The sequence below is a fragment of the Methylotenera versatilis 7 genome (genome assembly GCF_000799165.1).
GTDB classification, from domain to species: domain Bacteria; phylum Pseudomonadota; class Gammaproteobacteria; order Burkholderiales; family Methylophilaceae; genus Methylotenera_A; species Methylotenera_A versatilis_A.
In genome coordinates this window covers 1,089,135-1,106,741 of the sequence record NZ_JUGF01000002.1, presented here as the reverse complement: position 1 = coordinate 1,106,741, position 17,607 = coordinate 1,089,135, and the positions used below count along the sequence as shown (strand labels likewise).

Sequence of the window (17,607 nt, the reverse complement as noted above, 5' to 3'; positions counted from 1 at the left end):
ATTACTCACCAAGTGATATCCCAAAGCCCAAGATACTTTGTGAATGGTTGTAATCAAGCAAAGTATCACCATAACCTTTGGAGAGCATCATATGCAATTTGATGTAAGGGTTATTGAACACGCGCTGTTGCAAATCAATTTGAGCGAAACCTTTGTTATCGCTACGTAAATTATTGCGCATTAAAACAGAAAGCGCAGTTTTGCCAGAAGGCGTTTCATAGCGTACAGTCACATCGCCGTAACCCAGAAACTTTTCAATATCAGGATTATCATCTTTCTGTTTATCTTCCGGAATGCGCCACCATGGCCGCACCATCAGTGATATCCGGTCGGTTAACTCCCAACCACTTTCCAGATAAACGCGATTCCAGCTTCTGGAAGTCGGATTTGAGCGCCCATTGGATTGATGCACCACACCAAGATTCAGCATTCTAGGAATGTAATCTTTTCTCTCACCATCAATCTCATTATCGATACCTAAAGATAGAATCAATTCCGGCTCGTAATTATTTTCGCGCAAAGGTCTGGAAGCTCTGGGATCAAAAAGCTGCCAGTTGGATTTTTGCGTATAAGCGCCCCAAAGCCTGGAGCTGGTGACATAAGGCAAATCGCGAATCAATGGAATATTATTGTATAGCTCAGTTTTCAGGCTCAACTGAAATTTCAAATCCTCTGCATCCAGATTACGATTTTCTGTATTGATGTGGTTCGGACTTTGCGGCGTGTCGTTGGTATTATCAGTATGGCTGAATAATAAGTAGTTAGATTTATAAATCTCAAAATCGCTGATATTCCAATCGCCTTCCGAAGTTAAGCGCCATTTTCTTTCCAGATAAGTTAAATCCGCATTGGTTTTTTTAACCGCGATGGCGACTGGTTTTTCTTTTGCTACCAAGACACCTTTTGACGCATTGTCTGTGGCAACATCGCCGTCTGCTGTGTTCGGATTATCACTCAGCGACTCCACCGCATTGACTTCAATCGCTGGTGTGCTGATGCTATCAAAACAGGCTAGGCGTTTTTTTGATTCAAACTGTGATGGATAGGTATTTTTGCATTTGTTTAGCGCCTGTTCTACCGTCAATACTTCTTGCGCCTCTAGCGACAGCGATGCGATGAACAAGCCCAAAAATGATACGGCGCAATTAAATGCGCGCTGTTTGCTTTGATGCATAGTCTTCCTAATTATTAACCTATTCATTGAACCAACGAACGACTCAATTAACAAGCCAAAGTGTTGGTTAAGGTGCTGGATTCATATATTTCAAGTGTAGCGCCTCAATCTCGTTCAACACTTGGTCGGATAATTTGTATTGCCACGCAGCAATATTCTCTTTTAACTGCACCATTGATGTAGCGCCAATAATCGTGCTGGCAACAAACCAGCGATGGTATACAAAAGAAAGTGCCATCTGCGTCGGTGTTATATCATTGTCACGCGCAAGTTGCGTATAAGCAGCACTGGCGGTTGGCACATTCGGTTTTTTATAACGCTGTGCATAGCCTAAAAATTGGGTCACACGGCCTTTCGCAGCGGGGTCATCAATATATTTTCCGGTTAAATGTCCAAAAGCCAGCGGTGAATAAGCCAGCAGGCTGACATTCTCACGAAATAGCACTTCGGACATACCAAATTCCATACCGCGATTAATCAGGTTATAACAGTTTTGCACGCTGGTAACTTGTGGCAAGTCGTATTCTTTGGCGATACGCACAAACTCCATCACGCCCCACGGCTGCTCGTTTGATAAGCCAATATAACGTATCTTGCCTTCTTTGATTAATTCCGCCAGAGTTTCCAGTTGATTCCGGATCGACACCCACTTTTTTTGTGCGCCTTGCAAATAAGTACCTGATTCAAACTCATTGGCCGGATCAAACAAATATTGCCCGAACATCGGCACATTGCGTTCTGGCCAATGTAACTGGTACACATCAATATAATCAGTTTGCAAACGTTTAAGGGAACCTTCAATCGCCGCGCGGATATTGGCGCGATCTAACGAAGTTGGACCACCGCGAATCCAATGCATTCCGCGGCGAGGGCCAGCGGCTTTGCCGCCTAACACGATTTTGTCGCGCGGTTGATTCTTAAGCCAGTTACCAACAATCACTTCTGTACGCGTATACGTTTCAGCCTTTGGCGGCACAGGATACATTTCGGCAGTATCAATAAAGTTAATGCCCTGCGCCACAGCATAATCTAATTGCTCATGGGCTTCTACTTCACTATTCTGGTCACCATAAGTCATCGTTCCCAAACAAATCTTTGACACGCTTAAATCTGTTTGGCCTAATTTAGTATATTCCATCAATGCAACACCTTTTTAATATCTGTTTGTGGCGCTATTTGCGTGCTTGGCTGGCTCACCATTATGCTACCAATCGCCCAACCCGCTTCTTTGCAAGCCAATTGCAGCATATTGCAAATGGCCAAAGTCAATTCTGGGTTTAAATTCATGCGTACAGTAACGCCTTCTAAACAAGGCATCTCCAACGAAGATGATTTATTTTCATGCGAAATTAACACCACATTTGTCGCTAACATTGCACCATCATTCCGCACTTCTGGTCTTGGTTGATATTCGGTTTTAAAATCCATTTTCTGCAAGGAATCTACCGCTTGCATTTCTTGCTTAAATTGTTCAACCGCCTGCTCTGGCGGTGTTTCTGCTTGTATCGATGTAGCCGTTGGCAAGTGCGCTTCACCGGTTAATAATGACCACATCATATTGGTGATGCGATTGGTTAGCCATACCAACAGCTCCGTGTTATCGCTTAGCCCGACACGAAAAAGCAGGCGATCCTGCTCCGCGTTATAGCCCAAATTAATTTGCTGTATGGCGGCTTCTGCTAAATGTGGAGAGGACAAATTAAACCTTCTAAATATTATTCATATATTGATGAAGTTAACGAATTAAAACACTTGAAAAAAACAAACTTAATCTCAATATTAGCAATCAAGGTATGCGAGTGCTAAAATATCGTATTGCCTAGCAATTTTATCAACTTTATTAATACTAACCAAAAAACCACTCATCAGGAGAAATTGAATGAAAATTCGTCCATTACATGATCGCGTTATTGTAAAACGCTCTGAAGAAGAACGTACAACAGCATCAGGCATCGTTATTCCAGATTCAGCAACAGAAAAACCAGACCAAGGCGTGGTAACAGCAGTAGGCAACGGCAAACGTGATGACAGCGGCAAGATCAATGCGTTAGACGTTAAAGTTGGCGATAAAGTTTTATTCGGTAAATACGCCGGCCAGACCGTTAAGGTAGATGGCGAAGAACTGCTAGTGATGCGCGAAGAAGACATCATGGCGATTGTTGAATAATTTGGTTTGACCAAAACACTTTTCAATTAAAATTTGAACCAATTTTAGGAGTTAATCATGGCAGCAAAAGACGTAAGATTCGGCGATGAAGTCCGCCAAAAAATGACAAACGGCGTTAACATTTTAGCTAACGCAGTTAAAGTAACTTTAGGCCCAAAAGGTAGAAATGTGGTGTTGGAACGTTCATATGGCGCGCCGACCATCACTAAAGATGGCGTTTCAGTAGCTAAAGAAATCGAATTAAAAGACAAATTCGAAAACATGGGCGCACAAATGGTGAAAGAAGTAGCTTCAAAAACTTCTGACATCGCTGGTGACGGTACAACAACAGCTACCGTATTAGCACAAGCTATCATCCGTGAAGGCATGAAATCAGTTGCTGCCGGCATGAACCCAATGGATTTGAAACGTGGTATCGACAAAGCGGTTGCTGCAGCGATTGCCGATTTAAAAACACAATCAAAACCATGTACAACTAGCAAAGAAATCGCTCAAGTTGGCTCAATCTCAGCTAACTCTGACGAATCAATCGGCAAAATCATTGCTGACGCAATGGACAAAGTAGGTAAAGAAGGCGTGATCACTGTTGAAGATGGTTCAGGCTTAGAGAGCGAATTAGACGTAGTTGAAGGTATGCAATTCGACCGTGGCTACTTATCTCCATATTTCATCAACAATCAAGAGCGTCAAATTGCATTGTTAGATAATCCGTTCGTATTGTTACATGACAAAAAAATCTCAAACATCCGTGATTTATTACCAACACTTGAACAAGTAGCTAAATCAGGTCGCCCATTGTTAATCATCGCTGAAGATATCGATGGCGAAGCATTGGCAACATTGGTTGTGAATAACATCCGCGGCATCTTGAAAACTACTGCTGTTAAAGCACCTGGTTTCGGTGACCGTCGTAAAGCCATGTTAGAAGATATCGCTATCTTAACTGGTGGTACTGTTATTGCTGAAGAAGTTGGCTTGAAATTAGAAACAGTGACTTTAGAGCAATTAGGCCAGGCAAAACGCATTGAAGTGGGTAAAGAAAACACCATTATCATTGACGGCGCTGGTGTTGAAGCGAACATCAAATCACGTATCGCGCAAATCAAATCTCAAATCGAAGAATCAAGCAGTGACTACGATAAAGAGAAATTGCAAGAGCGCGTAGCTAAATTGGCTGGCGGCGTTGCAGTGATTAAAGTGGGCGCGACAACTGAAATCGAAATGAAAGAGAAAAAAGCCCGCGTTGAAGATGCATTGCACGCAACACGTGCAGCGGTTGAAGAAGGTATTGTTGCTGGCGGTGGCGTTGCATTGATTCGTGCACGTGACGCGATTGCAAAAGTAAAAGGCGACAACCTGGACCAAGACGCTGGTATTAAAATTGTATTGCGTGCTGTTGAAGAGCCATTGCGCCAAATCACACAAAATGCAGGTGTTGAGCCTTCTGTTGTTGTAAACAATGTTGCAGCTGGTAAAGGCAACTACGGTTACAACGCAGCAAACGAAACTTACGGTGATATGGTTGAGATGGGTGTTTTAGATCCAACTAAAGTAACCCGTAGCGCATTGCAAAATGCGGCTTCAGTTGCTGGCTTAATGCTGACAACCGATTGCATGGTAGCTGAACTGCCGAAAGAAGACGCTCCAGCAATGGGTGGTAGTGATATGGGCGGTATGGGTGGCATGGGCGGCATGATGTAATTTCAACTTTCACTTCTTCGGTGATGCGTCGTTGGTTTCATCATTTTTTCCTTGCCGTACTTAACGTACTGTCTGCGTCAAAAATGATTTCACCGCCTAGCCTCACCATCGAATTGAAGCTGAAATGCTGTAACTAGCATTCAAAAACAAAACCTCGCTTCGGCGAGGTTTTTTATTGCTGTTTGTTATTTGACGCAAGCTAGCACGTCAATTAGGATAAATTCTTTACATGGAATTAAAAAATGGTGATTGAATACTTAACGGCAATACTTGTAGTCGTCACAGCGATATATGCTTTCCTTACTCATCGTATGGCAGAATCCAGTAAAGCAACTGTTGAAGAAATGCGCAATCAATCTGAAGCAATGATGCGCCCTTATATAACCGTTTCCCCTTTTGTTCGTCCTCACACACCATTTATTTATCTTCGTGTAGTAAATACAGGTCGAAATGCCGCACAAAACTTAAGGCTTACTATTGATAAAGATTTCTTCCAGTTCGGCGAAACTCAAGATGATAGAAATCTTAAAAACAAAGTCGCTTTCACTACACCCATGGACAGTTTCCCTCCAAATTCCGAACTAATATTTGCATTAGCCCAAGGCTGGGTACTTTTTGAAGGTAATGGTAAATCAGATATTTGCCCCGCACAGTTTAAGATTACTGCTAATTATGAATACTCTGGTAGGCAGGTTAAAGAAATCCACAATATTGATTTACGTGGCTATAAAGGTAGTGAGGGTGAGAGAAACCCTTTAGTCGAAGAGTTAGAGAAAATAAGAAAAGTGATGGAGAAAAAATAAACAACCAACTATTTACTGAGTATAAATTAATCGCTCACTTAACATCTTGAATTAGTTAAAATCCTTTATTTATTAACGTTTCATTCCAACTTTTAAAAATCACTATGACACAACAAAAATCTGGTCAACTTCACCCCTCATGGCTAGCAGTCATTGGCGATGAACTCGAAAAACCTTATATGCAGGCATTGCGGCATTTTCTGAAACAAGAGAAAGCGGCAGGCAAGGTAATTTTTCCACCTAGTCCATTGATTTTTAATGCGTTTAATCACACACCATTTGAACAAGTGCGCGTGGTGATTATTGGGCAAGATCCATATCACGGCTTAGATAAAGGACAGCCACAGGCGCATGGTTTAAGTTTTTCTGTTCCGCATGGCATTGCGCAACCGCCCTCTTTGGTGAATATCTTTAAAGAAATTTCGTCTGATTTAGGTATTAAGATGAGTCGAAATGGCGACTTAACATCTTGGGCAGATCAAGGCGTATTGCTGCTGAATGCAACGTTGACAGTAGAACAGAGTAACGCAGGCGCACATCAGGGTAAAGGTTGGGAGTCATTTACCGATGCTGCTATCAGCGCATTGAATGCGCATCGTGAAGGTTTGGTGTTTGTGTTATGGGGCAGTTACGCGCAGAAAAAAGGTGCGTTTATCGATGAAAAAAAACATCTTGTGCTTAAGTCGGTACATCCATCGCCTTTGTCTGCGCATCGTGGATTTTTTGGCAATCGTCAGTTTTCTACCATTAACCAATACTTGATACGACAAGGCAAAACGCCAATTGATTGGCAAATTTAATATTTATTAGCCGATTTAAGTGATTAGCCTTGGATTTTCAACCAAATTGAATCAATAATTCGTGATAAATGACTAAAACTTAATCATTAAAACTGAGCAATAATCCAAATTTCCCATAAAGCACTTGCCATCTCGTTACAACTTGCTTACAATTTGCAAAAGTTAGTTACATCCTAACGCAAGTCAAAAAAAGCCCCGATCAAGGGGAATAAATCGGGGCAAAAAGGCCTCATAGTCTAAGGCTTCCGCTCAGGGAGGAAAGAAGCGGAAAGAAAACTAAGCATCAACTTAGCTTTCATATAGTTTCAGATGCCTTAAATCTGAGTTAGTTCACTTATCGTTCAATTTTTTATCAGCCTCTCATCGCCTCATTCGCGGCCTCACATGCGATAATATCGGCATGCATACTCAAGAATCACTTCTCACTGGCCTAAATAGCAAGCAGCTTGAAGCTGTTACCTTGCCCCACCAATCTGCACTGATATTAGCAGGCGCAGGTAGCGGTAAGACGCGTGTATTAACTACTCGCATTGCCTGGTTGATTCAAACAGGCCAGATTTCGCCAATGGGTTTAATGGCGGTGACTTTTACCAATAAAGCCGCCAAAGAAATGCTGACGCGCTTAACCGCCATGTTGCCGATTAACACACGCGGCATGTGGGCTGGCACTTTTCACGGCTTATGTAATCGCCTATTGCGCGCGCATCATCGAGAAGCTGGGTTACCTTCTACATTCCAGATTTTAGATACAGCCGACCAATTATCCAGCATCAAGCGCTTGATGAAGTTAATGAACGTAGATGACGAAAAGTATGTGCCAAAGCAAGTACAAGGCTATATCAATAGCTGTAAAGAAGAGGGTTTACGGGCAAACAAAGTAGATGCTTACGATAGCCACAGCCAGAAACTGCGTGAAATCTATGAAGAATATGACAAACAATGTAACCGCGAAGGCGTGGCGGATTTTGCGGAATTATTATTGCGATGTTATGAACTGTTAAGTCGCGATGAACGTATTCGTAATCACTATCAAAGCCGCTTTCAATATATTCTGGTGGATGAGTTTCAAGATACCAATAAACTGCAATATCAATGGCTTAAGTTATTAGCAGGCAAAGAGAATTGCTTATTTGCCGTAGGTGACGATGACCAGTCGATTTACGGTTTTCGCGGCGCGCGCGTGGGTAATATGCGCGATTTTGAAACCGATTTTAACGTGCAGAATATCGTTAAGTTAGAAGAAAATTACCGCAGCCACAGCAATATTTTAGATGCCGCCAACGCAATTATTTCGCACAACAAAAACCGTCTCGGTAAAAATTTGTGGACAAGTGCCGGCGCTGGCGAACCCGTTAGAATCTACGAAGCTTATAACGATAATGACGAAGCGCAATTTATTGTCGATGAAGTAAAAATGTTACAAAGTGAAGGCACGCCGCTGGCGGATATGGCATTGCTATATCGCAGCAATGCGCAATCACGCGTGCTGGAACATGCACTGTTTTCCGCTAACCTGCCCTATCGTGTTTATGGCGGCCTGCGCTTTTTTGAGCGTGCAGAAATCAAGCATGCACTGGCTTACATGCGCCTGATGGCGAACGCCAATGATGACACGGCTCTCTTACGCGTGATTAACTTCCCTGCACGCGGCATTGGCGCACGTAGCCTTGAACTATTGCAAGAAGGCGCACGCCAGAATGATTGCAGTTTATGGCAAGCGGCGACCAATAAAGTCGGTAATGGCAAGATCGGTGGCAAAGGCCTTGAAGGGTTTGTCGCGTTGATCCGCGAAATGACAGATCAAGCCTACGGCATCACATTGGCGGAAGTGGCTGAATTGGCCACCACCTTTTCTGGCTTAAAAGCGCATTATCAAAATGATAAAGACGGTGAAGACCGCATTGAGAACTTGGAAGAGCTAGTCACCGCCGCAGTCGCATTTACCAATCAGGCATTTGGTAATCACAACAATGTAGATGGGGATACTGAACAAGATTTAATGACGCAATTTTTAACGCATGCGAGCTTGGAAGCTGGCGATCATCAAGCGACGATTGGTTATGATGCGCTACAGTTAATGACGGTGCACGCCGCAAAAGGCCTGGAATTTAAGGCAGTATTTATCAGCGGATTGGAAGAAGGCCTTTGCCCACACGAACAAAGTTTAAGTGAAAACAATGGTTTAGAAGAAGAACGCCGCCTGATGTATGTTGCGGTAACACGTGCGCGTCAGCGTTTATACTTAAGTCATGCACAAAGCCGCATGCTGCATGGCCAAGTGCGCTATGGCATTCCATCGCGCTTTTTAGATGAAATACCAGAAGGATTACTCAAGCGACTTAACAGTAGACCGATGGCAAAATCGGGCAGTAATTACGGTGAAAGTTACAGCCAAAAATCGCAACAGACATCTGCGCAAAACACTAATGTTTACCCTTACAAAATCGGCCAGGGTGTACGCCATAATAAATTCGGTGATGGTGTGGTGGTGAGCTACGAAGGCAATGCGGCTAATCTGGTGATTAAAATTAACTTTGGTCGCGAAGGCTTAAAAACACTGGCGATGGAATACGCTAAATTAGAGAAAATTTAGCGTTTTTTTAAGCATTAAGTTTTATCAACTGGTGCAGCGCGAAATACATCACGATAGCTGACATATTGAAACGCCAGCATTAAGGTGGTTGCCAATAACAATACGCCAAAAACCAATAGCGAAGCCAGCAACTCACCGAAACTTGCCTGTACTAAACTGACCACCGCAACCAACATGCCAGCAGGAATCATCAGCAACACAATACCTGCGGTTAACAATAACCACGCGGCACCTAATGCCACCATGTATTGAATCGACCCAGCAATGCTGGACTTAATGGCTTTTATCACGCCATAATTATTGAAGGCAATCAACATGGGTGAGAACCAGGTTGCCATCAATAACGGCGCCGATAGCAGCAATATTTTTAATAATAAAGGCAGCGTTTTCTCCATCACCAATGCAGCGTGCGACTCGGTCATTACGCCGCTCACTTGTGATAGCTTAAGTATGCCCTGAATATCACTGTTCAGTAGTAAGCCCACTAAAACACCATATAGTAGGCAAAATGCACCCAGACCAACTAACGCTTTTATTTTTGGCTGAATCGCATTAAACACTGCATTTAAACTTTGCGGCTGTTGTATATCCGCATTGCGATACAAGCTAATGGCAAACACCAAAAAGACTGGCCACATCAATATCACTACAAAGCTAAATAACTGCAAACCCGGGATAGACGGAATCATCATAAAAACCGCGACATAACTCAACCCCAGCAACATCCATTTGCTTGGATTTGTTTTAAACAAAGCCACTGCCTCTTTTACCCAACTAATGCCTGTTTTAGTGCGTGATTCTAAAATTGCCATTACTTAAACTTTCTAATTAATTACGGTGCGTTACTGAATGATGTCGCCAGTTCAATGCGATTCTCTAAAATCGTTTTAAAGTGATCGGGGTTCTTGGCGTGGGTAAGTTCACCCGCAACTGGAAAATGAAAATCATACAATCGAGATAACCAGAACCGCAATGCCGCGCGGCGCAATAATGCTGGCCAATACTGTAATTCGGCATCGGTAAATGGCCGCACTTGTTGATACGCAGCGAGAAAAGCATTCAGCTTTTCTGTATCAAATCGGCCATCTGCCTGAATGCACCACTCGTTGACGGCAATCGCCACATCGTAAGCCAGTACATCATGGCACGCGTAGTAGAAATCAATAAAGCCGCCCAGTTTATCGCCATCAAACAGCACATTGTCGCGAAACAAATCGCCATGAATGACGCCATGTGGGCAATCGTTTAAATCTAAACCTGTCTGATAAGCCAGTTCATTTTTGAGTAAATCGGCTTCAGCAGCAGCTAACTTGGGTAGTACTTGCTGTGCCGTTTGATTACGCCAACTTGCGCCTCGCTGGTTATGTGATGTCGATTGAAAACCAACACCTGCTACATGCATTTGCGCTAACGTTTTTGCTACCTCAACGCACTGCGCTATGTTGGGTGATTCTATATCGCGCCCTTGCAGGCAACTGACCATAAGCGCCGGTTTACCTTTCAGCACATGCAAAGCGATGCCATTTTTATCTGCGACAGGTGCTGGACAAGGTACATGATGCTTTGCCAAATAAGCCATTAAATCAACGAAATAAGGCAGCTCATCTAAATCATTCTTTTCAAAAATAGTCAGTACGTAACGCGCATTTGTCGTTACCACAAAATAATTGGTATTGGTAATGCCAGCGGCAATTCCTTTTAACTCAACAATGTCGCCAATGGCAAAATCGCGCAACCAATCGCGTACTTCCTCAAGCGTTAAGGTGGTAAAAACTGACATATTAATTAACTAAGATAGCTGTTCAAAAAATTAAGAGGGCTATGCCCTCTTGTGAAATGAAATTAGAAATCTTAAAACCTGAAAAGAATCCACTTCGGCACACTTAAAGGTGCATTCGGCCCAACATTTACCCATGCGCCATTTGAGTCTTCTTTGTGCAGATAATAAGGCACACCATGCGCTGGCGTCACTTTCATCATGTACATTTCACCGTTGATGCGATATTCCTCAATCGTTTCGGAGCCTTTTTTACGAATCGTCACTTGCGGCTCAATCGTAGGATCATCCATTGCTTCACCATCCACTACTTTAGGTGGCGGTTGCACTTGTTCTAGCGGCTCAAGATTATCAGGCTGCGCTGCCAGGCTCACGTTCGTCAACATTAGCGCAGGTAAAATAGCCGCTAACACTGTGATTATTTTTAATATTTGCATCGCATACTCACCATCAAATTATGTTCAACCATTCTAACAAAAAGCCTGTGTAAAAACTTAATATGCAGACAAATAAACAGACTTATAAATACAATTGCATCTTACGTTCGGCAGGGGTAAGTTCGAAGCCCGTCAATTCGTAGTGTTTAAAGATTGCTTCCACAATTTCTTTAGGGTCATCAATCAATTGAATCAACTCCATATCCTGCGCTGAAGCCATGCCTTCATGCACCAAAGTATTTTTCAGCCAATCCAATAAGCCCGCCCAAAAATCTTTACACACCAGAATAATCGGTATTTTGCGTGATTTACCTGTTTGCACCAGTGTAATCGCTTCCATTAACTCATCCAAGGTGCCAAATCCGCCAGGCATCACCACGTAAGCACCCGCATATTTAACAAACATCACCTTGCGCATAAAGAAATACTTGAACTTAATATCAATATCCTGAAAGCCATTGCCATGCTGTTCAAACGGCAGCTCGATATTAAGGCCAACACTTGGCCCAACGCCTGCAAACGCACCTTTATTCGCCGCCTCCATAATGCCCGGTCCGCCGCCTGAAATCACGCTAAAACCCGCATCTGACAAGGCGCGCGCAATCTCTTGCGTTAATTGATAATAAGGATGACCTTGCTTGGTACGCGCACTGCCGAAAATTGAAACGGCAGGCGTGATTTCTTTTAACTTTTCGGTGGCAGACACAAATTCTGCCATAATCTCAAAAGCATGCCACGATTCAGTTTCACCGCCCGCGCCATTGAACAATTCTGAATCGTTCGTTTTTGGTAATTTTTTTATCATTAAGTTAACTCATTACTATTTCGTTAATTATTTAAATATAGCATTTATACACTATGAAAACGCTCTTACTTGTAGACGGCTCTTCTTACCTTTATCGCGCTTTTCATGCCTTGCCGGATTTGCGTAATAGTAAAAATGAACCCACTGGCGCGATTCGCGGCGTGCTTAGCATGTTACGCAAATTGCACAAAGATTACCCTGCTGATTATAGCGCGTGTATCTTTGACGCCAAAGGCAAAACCTTTCGCGATGATATTTACCCTGAATATAAAGCCAACCGCCCCAGCATGCCAGATGATTTACGCAGTCAGGTAGAGCCGCTGCATGAAGCGATTAAAGCCATGGGCTGGCCGCTATTGGTGGTGGATGGCGTGGAAGCAGATGACGTTATTGGCTGCCTGGCTGAACAGGCAGAAAAGCAGAATGTGCGCGTGATTATTTCTACCGGTGACAAAGATATGTCGCAATTAGTAAATGAACGTGTAACGGTGGTTAACACCATGCCAAATGCTTTTAGAAAAGGCGATGAAGTATTAGATATTGCAGGTGTAGAAGCAAAGTTTGGTTTAAAACCCGAGCTGATTGTTGATTACCTGACTTTAATCGGCGACACGGTAGATAACGTACCCGGCGTAGAAAAAGTGGGACCAAAAACTGCAGTAAAATGGCTGCTGGAATACGGCTCACTGGACAATATTATTGCCAATGCCGACAAATTTACTGGCGTAGTAGGCGAGAACCTACGCAAAGCCTTGGATTGGCTACCAACAGGTCGTGAACTGATTACCATTAAATGCGATTTAGGCGACTTTGCAGGCATGCCACAAAGCTTTGAGCCTTTGCAATTACAGCCGCAGGACACAACCAAACTTTCCGAGATTTACGACCGTTTTGAATTTAAAACCTGGCAGCGTGAACTAGGCCAGCCAAATGAAGCTAGCCAAGAGAAAAAAACTACAGCTTTATCGCAATCTGGTGATTTATTCGGCGATGTTTCAGTTGCTAGCGATTTAAAGGAACCAAAAGCTTCTGAACCGATTATTCACAGTTCAGTTAACTACAAAACCAACACCAACCGCAATTACGAAACCATTTTAACCAAGGCACAATTAGATGCTTGGCTCGATAAAATCAAGAACTCAAATTTGTTTTGTTTCGACACCGAAACCACCTCACTAGAGCCGATGATCGCAAAGATAGTTGGCATGTCATTTAGTGTGGAAGCCGGCAGCGGCGCTTATCTTGCGCTAACCCATGATTATTTTGATGCGCCAGAACAGTTAAGTTTTACAGACACTTTAGCCAAAGTTAAGCCTATTTTAGAAGACGAAAAAATCAAGAAAGTCGGGCAAAACCTGAAATATGATCAACATGTGCTAGCCAATCACGGCATCCAGTTAAATGGTATTCAACACGATACTTTGCTGGAATCGTATGTGTTTGAATCACACAAATCACATGGCATGGACGACCTTGCAATGCGCCATCTGGATGTTAAAACGATTACGTTTAATGATGTGGCTGGCAAAGGTGCAAAGCAAGTCAGCTTTAACCAAGTGACGGTGGAAACCGCCAGCGAATATGCGGCAGAAGATGCCGATATCACATTGCAATTGCATGAGGCGATGTATCCGCTAATTGCAGCAGATAGCAAGCTGGATTTCATTTACAGCCAGATTGAACTGCCTGTTTCGAATATCCTGTTCACCATTGAACGCAATGGCGTGTTGATTGACAGCAATATGCTGAATAAGCAAAGCAATGAGATTGGCCTGAAATTGATTACGCTGGAAAACCAAGCCTACGAACTGGCTGGCCAACCTTTTAATCTGGCATCACCAAAACAATTACAAGAGATTTTATTTGGTAAATTAGGCATTAAACCCACTAAAAAAACCCCTTCCGGTGCGCCAAGCACAGATGAAGATGTATTGCAGGAATTAGCGCTTGATCATCCTCTGCCTAAAGTTTTGCTGGAATATCGCGGTTTGGCAAAATTAAAATCCACCTACACCGACAAACTGCCCAAAATGATTAACGCACAAACTGGTCGCGTGCATACCAGCTACAATCAGGCGGTAGCAATTACTGGGCGGCTGGCCAGCTCAGACCCTAATCTGCAAAATATTCCTGTGCGTACCGCAGAAGGTAGAAGAATCCGAGAAGCGTTTATCGCACCGACTGGCAGCCATATCGTTTCGGCCGACTACTCGCAGATTGAATTGCGCATCATGGCGCATCTTTCACAGGACGAAGGCATGCTACAAGCGTTTGCCAATAATGAAGATATTCACCGTGCTACCGCGGCAGAGATTTTCGGCGTAGAACGTGATGCAGTGGATAACGAGCAACGACGCTACGCAAAAGTGATCAACTTCGGCCTTATCTACGGCATGAGCGCATTTGGCCTCGCGCAAAACCTGAATATTGAACGCAGCGCCGCCGCCAGCTACATTGAACGCTATTTCGCCCGCTACCCCGGCGTGCGCGAATATATGCAAAACACTCGCGAAATTGCCAAGCAAAATGGTTATGTAGAAACCTATTTCGGCCGCCGATTATGGGTGCCAGAAATCAACAGCGCAAACGGCCAAAGACGAGCCGGTGCCGAACGCGCCGCCATCAACGCCCCCATGCAAGGCACCGCGGCAGATTTGATTAAACTCGCGATGATTGCGGTAGATAAATGGTTAAAGGAAGAAAAACTACAAACTAAACTCATCATGCAAGTACATGATGAACTGGTACTAGAGGTGCCTGATGGCGAATTAGAGTTAATCAAATCCACACTGCCAAAACTGATGCAAAGTGTAGCGAAGTTGGACGTGCCTTTATTGGCTGAGGTTGGCGTGGGAAGCAATTGGGAAAGCGCGCATTAAATGTCTGATTTAAATGTTGGTATTTACATCATTGGCGATGAAATCCTCTCTGGTAAACGGGAAGATAAGCATCTTAGTCAAGCGATTCAAATACTCAAGGCACGTGGGTTAACACTTTCTTGGGCTCAATATTTAGCAGATGAGCCTGAGCGTCTGGTAACAAGCTTCAAACGCAGTTTTAACACCAGCGATATTGTATTCAGCTTTGGCGGCATTGGCGCTACACCTGATGATTACACGCGACAAGCGGCGGCAGATGCGTTGAATGTGCCGCTTGCGAGACATAAAGCAGCTGTTGCGGAGATTGAAGCGCAATTTGGTGAAGCTGCATATCCCAAGCGGGTGTTGATGGCAGAGTTTCCAGCAGGTGCGGATTTGATTCCTAACCCGGTGAATCGCGTTGCGGGATTTGCTGCGGGTTTAAAAGGACAAAAGCCTAACCACTATTTCTTGCCTGGCTTTCCACAGATGGCGCACCCGATGATGGAATGGGTACTTGATACGCATTACAGTCATCACTTTCACAAAACTGAATACTTGGAAAAATCGATTATTATTGCAGATGGTGTAGAAAGCCAACTGATTGATTTAATGAAACAAATATTAACTGATTACCCAAGCATTAAAGTATTTAGTCTGCCAAAACTCAAACCAAATCGCCAAGTGGAATTAGGCGTAAAAGGCGTGCCTGATTTGGTGGATAAAGCAATGCAAGACATTAAAGCTGGCGTGAGTAGCATTGGTTTTGCATGGGTCGATGTTGTGTAAATCACGCTGCGTAGATTTTTATGGAATGTAGACCAAACTGCGGCGCGTGTTGTATCGCTCCATCCATTAATAGCCCTTTACCCGGCATGCCGAATGGCAAACCTGCGGGTGTGGCTTGCATCCATTTACTGAACGATTTTAAATGCGCGATTTTTAATAAGCCCGAACGCCCCAATTTCTGTGGCAGCTTAAAACCTAACTTGGAAATGTGTGGCGATGAAAAACATGGCAACGCCCGCGAATACGCCATTGCTTGGTTAAGCAATTTAGAACATCTCACCAAACCCAATCATTAAACTCTTGTGCGTAATTTTGTACAAAAAATAAGCATTTTAATGCTGTTAACTAAACTTGTTTGCGTTTAAAATAGGCAACTTTCCCGAAACGAATTAACTTAATGCAAATCGGCAATCATATTTTGAAAAACAATCTAGTCGTCGCCCCTATGGCTGGCGTAACGGATAGACCTTTTCGCCAGTTATGCAAAAAGTTAGGTGCCGGTTTGGCCGTTTCAGAAATGGTGACGTCAAACTCGTTGTTGTATGGCAGTGAAAAAACCCTGCGTCGAGCGAATCATGAAGGTGAAGTGGACCCGATTTCTGTACAGATAGCAGGCGCTGACCCGAAAATGATGGCAGAAGCCGCTAAACATAATGTGGATAACGGTGCACAGATTATCGACATCAACATGGGCTGCCCAGCCAAAAAGATCTGTAATGTAATGGCGGGCAGTGCTCTATTAAAAGATGAGCCGCTGGTTGCACAAATTCTAAAAGCAGTCGTTGGCGCGGTTGATGTGCCAGTGACATTAAAAATCCGCACTGGCTGGGATAAAAATAATCGTAATGCGATTGAGATTGCAAAAATGGCGCAGGATATTGGCGTGCAAGCGCTTGCCATGCATGGCCGCACGCGCGCCTGTTTGTATATGGGCGATGCGGAATACGATACGATCGCCGCCGTTAAGCAATCTATAAATATCCCACTTATCGCCAATGGCGATATCACCACACCGGAAAAAGCCAAGCATGTTCTAGATTACACAGGCGCTGACGCTGTGATGATAGGCCGTGCTGCGCAAGGCAGACCTTGGATTTTCCGCGAGATTGAGCATTATTTAAAAACAGGTGAGCATATGCTGCCGCCAACGGTGGAAGAAATCCACACCGTGATGCTGGAACATCTGCACGATTTGTATAGCTTTTATGGCGATTTAGCCGGTATGCGTGTCGCGCGAAAACATATTTCCTGGTATACCAAAGGCTTGGCAGGTTCAGCCAGCTTTAGACATAACATGAATACTTTGCAAACCATCGAGTTGCAGTTAAATGCGATTAATGATTTTTTTGCAGAGCTTAAAAGCAAGAACGAACGCCTAGTCTATGTCGATACTGCAACGGAAGGTTCCGAAGCACTGGCTGCTTAAAGTGATAGTGGAGAAAATAATATATGAAAAATTCTTGCAAACTTTCGGACGCTATTGAAGGGTCATTAGAAGACTACTTTAAACACCTTGACGGTCAACCGCCCCACGCCATTTACGATATGGTACTGGGTTGCGTAGAAAAGCCCATGCTGGAATTTATACTGAATAAAGTCGGCGGCAACCAATCAAAAGCAGCGGAAATGCTTGGTTTAAACCGTAATACGCTGCGTAAAAAAATGGCGCAATACGGCTTAAGCTAATACTCTTTCTTATAATC

The 17,607-nt window shown here is 43.6% G+C and carries 17 protein-coding genes; 10 read left to right on the top strand and 7 right to left on the bottom strand.

Annotated elements, in window-relative coordinates; genetic code table 11:
- Nucleotide 1 precedes the first annotated feature (1 nt).
- The 3 genes from K370_RS09395 to K370_RS09385 all read right to left on the bottom strand — a co-directional run bounded on the left by K370_RS09395 (nt 2) and on the right by K370_RS09385 (nt 2,872).
- Nucleotides 2-1,174, bottom strand: coding sequence for a phospholipase A (locus K370_RS09395; protein ID WP_047541142.1), 1,173 nt, complete (start codon nt 1,172-1,174; stop codon nt 2-4).
- A gap of 67 nt (nt 1,175-1,241) precedes the next feature.
- Nucleotides 1,242-2,312 carry an aldo/keto reductase gene (locus tag K370_RS09390; RefSeq protein ID WP_047541141.1) on the bottom strand — a complete coding sequence of 357 codons (1,071 nt, stop codon included), beginning with the start codon at nt 2,310-2,312 and terminating at the stop codon, nt 1,242-1,244.
- Nucleotides 2,312-2,872, bottom strand: a complete 561-nt coding sequence (locus tag K370_RS09385; RefSeq protein WP_047541139.1) for a hypothetical protein — start codon at nt 2,870-2,872, stop codon at nt 2,312-2,314. Before K370_RS09385 ends, K370_RS09390 begins: the two co-directional genes overlap by 1 nt.
- 181 nt (nt 2,873-3,053) lie before the next feature.
- Here K370_RS09385 and K370_RS09380 point away from each other — a divergent pair, with 181 nt between their 5' ends.
- The 5 genes from K370_RS09380 to K370_RS09360 all read left to right on the top strand — a co-directional run bounded on the left by K370_RS09380 (nt 3,054) and on the right by K370_RS09360 (nt 9,238).
- On the top strand, nt 3,054-3,341 hold the full coding sequence (locus K370_RS09380) for a co-chaperone GroES (protein WP_020166801.1): 288 nt from the start codon (nt 3,054-3,056) through the stop codon (nt 3,339-3,341).
- 57 nt (nt 3,342-3,398) lie between these two features.
- Nucleotides 3,399-5,042 (top strand): chaperonin GroEL, encoded by a 1,644-nt coding sequence (groL, locus tag K370_RS09375; RefSeq protein ID WP_047541136.1) that lies wholly within the window; start codon nt 3,399-3,401, stop codon nt 5,040-5,042.
- Between the two features lie 242 nt (nt 5,043-5,284).
- Entirely contained in the window at nt 5,285-5,845 is a 561-nt protein-coding gene (locus tag K370_RS09370; protein WP_047541134.1) for a hypothetical protein, read from the top strand.
- 104 nt (nt 5,846-5,949) lie between these two features.
- Nucleotides 5,950-6,645, top strand: a complete 696-nt coding sequence (gene ung / locus K370_RS09365) for a uracil-DNA glycosylase (protein WP_047541132.1) — start codon at nt 5,950-5,952, stop codon at nt 6,643-6,645.
- A gap of 400 nt (nt 6,646-7,045) precedes the next feature.
- Nucleotides 7,046-9,238, top strand: a complete 2,193-nt coding sequence (locus K370_RS09360; RefSeq protein WP_047541130.1) for a UvrD-helicase domain-containing protein — start codon at nt 7,046-7,048, stop codon at nt 9,236-9,238.
- Between the two features lie 14 nt (nt 9,239-9,252).
- On the opposite strand, the gene K370_RS09355 is transcribed toward K370_RS09360, so the two are convergent.
- The 4 genes from K370_RS09355 to K370_RS09340 all read right to left on the bottom strand — a co-directional run bounded on the left by K370_RS09355 (nt 9,253) and on the right by K370_RS09340 (nt 12,257).
- On the bottom strand, nt 9,253-10,050 hold the full coding sequence (locus tag K370_RS09355) for a BPSS1780 family membrane protein (protein ID WP_047541128.1): 798 nt from the start codon (nt 10,048-10,050) through the stop codon (nt 9,253-9,255).
- 20 nt (nt 10,051-10,070) lie between these two features.
- Nucleotides 10,071-11,018, bottom strand: a complete 948-nt coding sequence (locus tag K370_RS09350; protein ID WP_047541126.1) for a homoserine kinase — start codon at nt 11,016-11,018, stop codon at nt 10,071-10,073.
- A gap of 71 nt (nt 11,019-11,089) precedes the next feature.
- The gene (locus K370_RS09345) at nt 11,090-11,452 is read right to left on the bottom strand and encodes a DUF2782 domain-containing protein (RefSeq protein WP_047541123.1); all 363 of its coding nucleotides are present in this window, start codon (nt 11,450-11,452) and stop codon (nt 11,090-11,092) included.
- A gap of 82 nt (nt 11,453-11,534) precedes the next feature.
- The gene (locus K370_RS09340; RefSeq protein WP_047541121.1) at nt 11,535-12,257 is read right to left on the bottom strand and encodes a TIGR00730 family Rossman fold protein; all 723 of its coding nucleotides are present in this window, start codon (nt 12,255-12,257) and stop codon (nt 11,535-11,537) included.
- A gap of 53 nt (nt 12,258-12,310) precedes the next feature.
- Between K370_RS09340 and polA the strand changes: the two genes are divergently transcribed.
- The 5 genes from polA to K370_RS09315 all read left to right on the top strand — a co-directional run bounded on the left by polA (nt 12,311) and on the right by K370_RS09315 (nt 17,590).
- Entirely contained in the window at nt 12,311-15,136 is a 2,826-nt protein-coding gene (gene polA, locus K370_RS09335) for a DNA polymerase I (RefSeq protein ID WP_047541119.1), read from the top strand.
- A complete protein-coding gene (locus tag K370_RS09330) occupies nt 15,137-15,904 on the top strand; it encodes a competence/damage-inducible protein A (RefSeq protein WP_047541117.1) in 768 nt (255 codons plus the stop codon).
- Between the two features lie 20 nt (nt 15,905-15,924).
- Nucleotides 15,925-16,200, top strand: coding sequence for a YkgJ family cysteine cluster protein (locus K370_RS09325; RefSeq protein ID WP_081977187.1), 276 nt, complete (start codon nt 15,925-15,927; stop codon nt 16,198-16,200).
- Between the two features lie 101 nt (nt 16,201-16,301).
- Nucleotides 16,302-17,330 carry a tRNA dihydrouridine synthase DusB gene (gene dusB, locus K370_RS09320; protein WP_047541113.1) on the top strand — a complete coding sequence of 343 codons (1,029 nt, stop codon included), beginning with the start codon at nt 16,302-16,304 and terminating at the stop codon, nt 17,328-17,330.
- Between the two features lie 23 nt (nt 17,331-17,353).
- Nucleotides 17,354-17,590: a helix-turn-helix domain-containing protein gene (locus K370_RS09315; protein ID WP_047541111.1), complete on the top strand. Its 237-nt coding sequence runs from the start codon at nt 17,354-17,356 to the stop codon at nt 17,588-17,590.
- Nucleotides 17,591-17,607: the final 17 nt, after the last annotated feature.

Coding starts and splice junctions, on each gene's coding strand:
- K370_RS09395 (WP_047541142.1), bottom strand. CDS start 1,174: ATGCATCAAAGCAAACAGCGCGCATTTAATTGCGCCGTATCATTTTTG.
- K370_RS09390 (WP_047541141.1), bottom strand. CDS start 2,312: ATGGAATATACTAAATTAGGCCAAACAGATTTAAGCGTGTCAAAGATT.
- K370_RS09380 (WP_020166801.1), top strand. CDS start 3,054: ATGAAAATTCGTCCATTACATGATCGCGTTATTGTAAAACGCTCTGAA.
- groL (WP_047541136.1), top strand. CDS start 3,399: ATGGCAGCAAAAGACGTAAGATTCGGCGATGAAGTCCGCCAAAAAATG.
- K370_RS09370 (WP_047541134.1), top strand. CDS start 5,285: ATGGTGATTGAATACTTAACGGCAATACTTGTAGTCGTCACAGCGATA.
- ung (WP_047541132.1), top strand. CDS start 5,950: ATGACACAACAAAAATCTGGTCAACTTCACCCCTCATGGCTAGCAGTC.
- K370_RS09360 (WP_047541130.1), top strand. CDS start 7,046: ATGCATACTCAAGAATCACTTCTCACTGGCCTAAATAGCAAGCAGCTT.
- K370_RS09355 (WP_047541128.1), bottom strand. CDS start 10,050: ATGGCAATTTTAGAATCACGCACTAAAACAGGCATTAGTTGGGTAAAA.
- K370_RS09350 (WP_047541126.1), bottom strand. CDS start 11,018: ATGTCAGTTTTTACCACCTTAACGCTTGAGGAAGTACGCGATTGGTTG.
- K370_RS09345 (WP_047541123.1), bottom strand. CDS start 11,452: ATGCAAATATTAAAAATAATCACAGTGTTAGCGGCTATTTTACCTGCG.
- K370_RS09340 (WP_047541121.1), bottom strand. CDS start 12,257: ATGATAAAAAAATTACCAAAAACGAACGATTCAGAATTGTTCAATGGC.
- polA (WP_047541119.1), top strand. CDS start 12,311: ATGAAAACGCTCTTACTTGTAGACGGCTCTTCTTACCTTTATCGCGCT.
- K370_RS09330 (WP_047541117.1), top strand. CDS start 15,137: ATGTCTGATTTAAATGTTGGTATTTACATCATTGGCGATGAAATCCTC.
- K370_RS09325 (WP_081977187.1), top strand. CDS start 15,925: ATGGAATGTAGACCAAACTGCGGCGCGTGTTGTATCGCTCCATCCATT.
- dusB (WP_047541113.1), top strand. CDS start 16,302: ATGCAAATCGGCAATCATATTTTGAAAAACAATCTAGTCGTCGCCCCT.
- K370_RS09315 (WP_047541111.1), top strand. CDS start 17,354: ATGAAAAATTCTTGCAAACTTTCGGACGCTATTGAAGGGTCATTAGAA.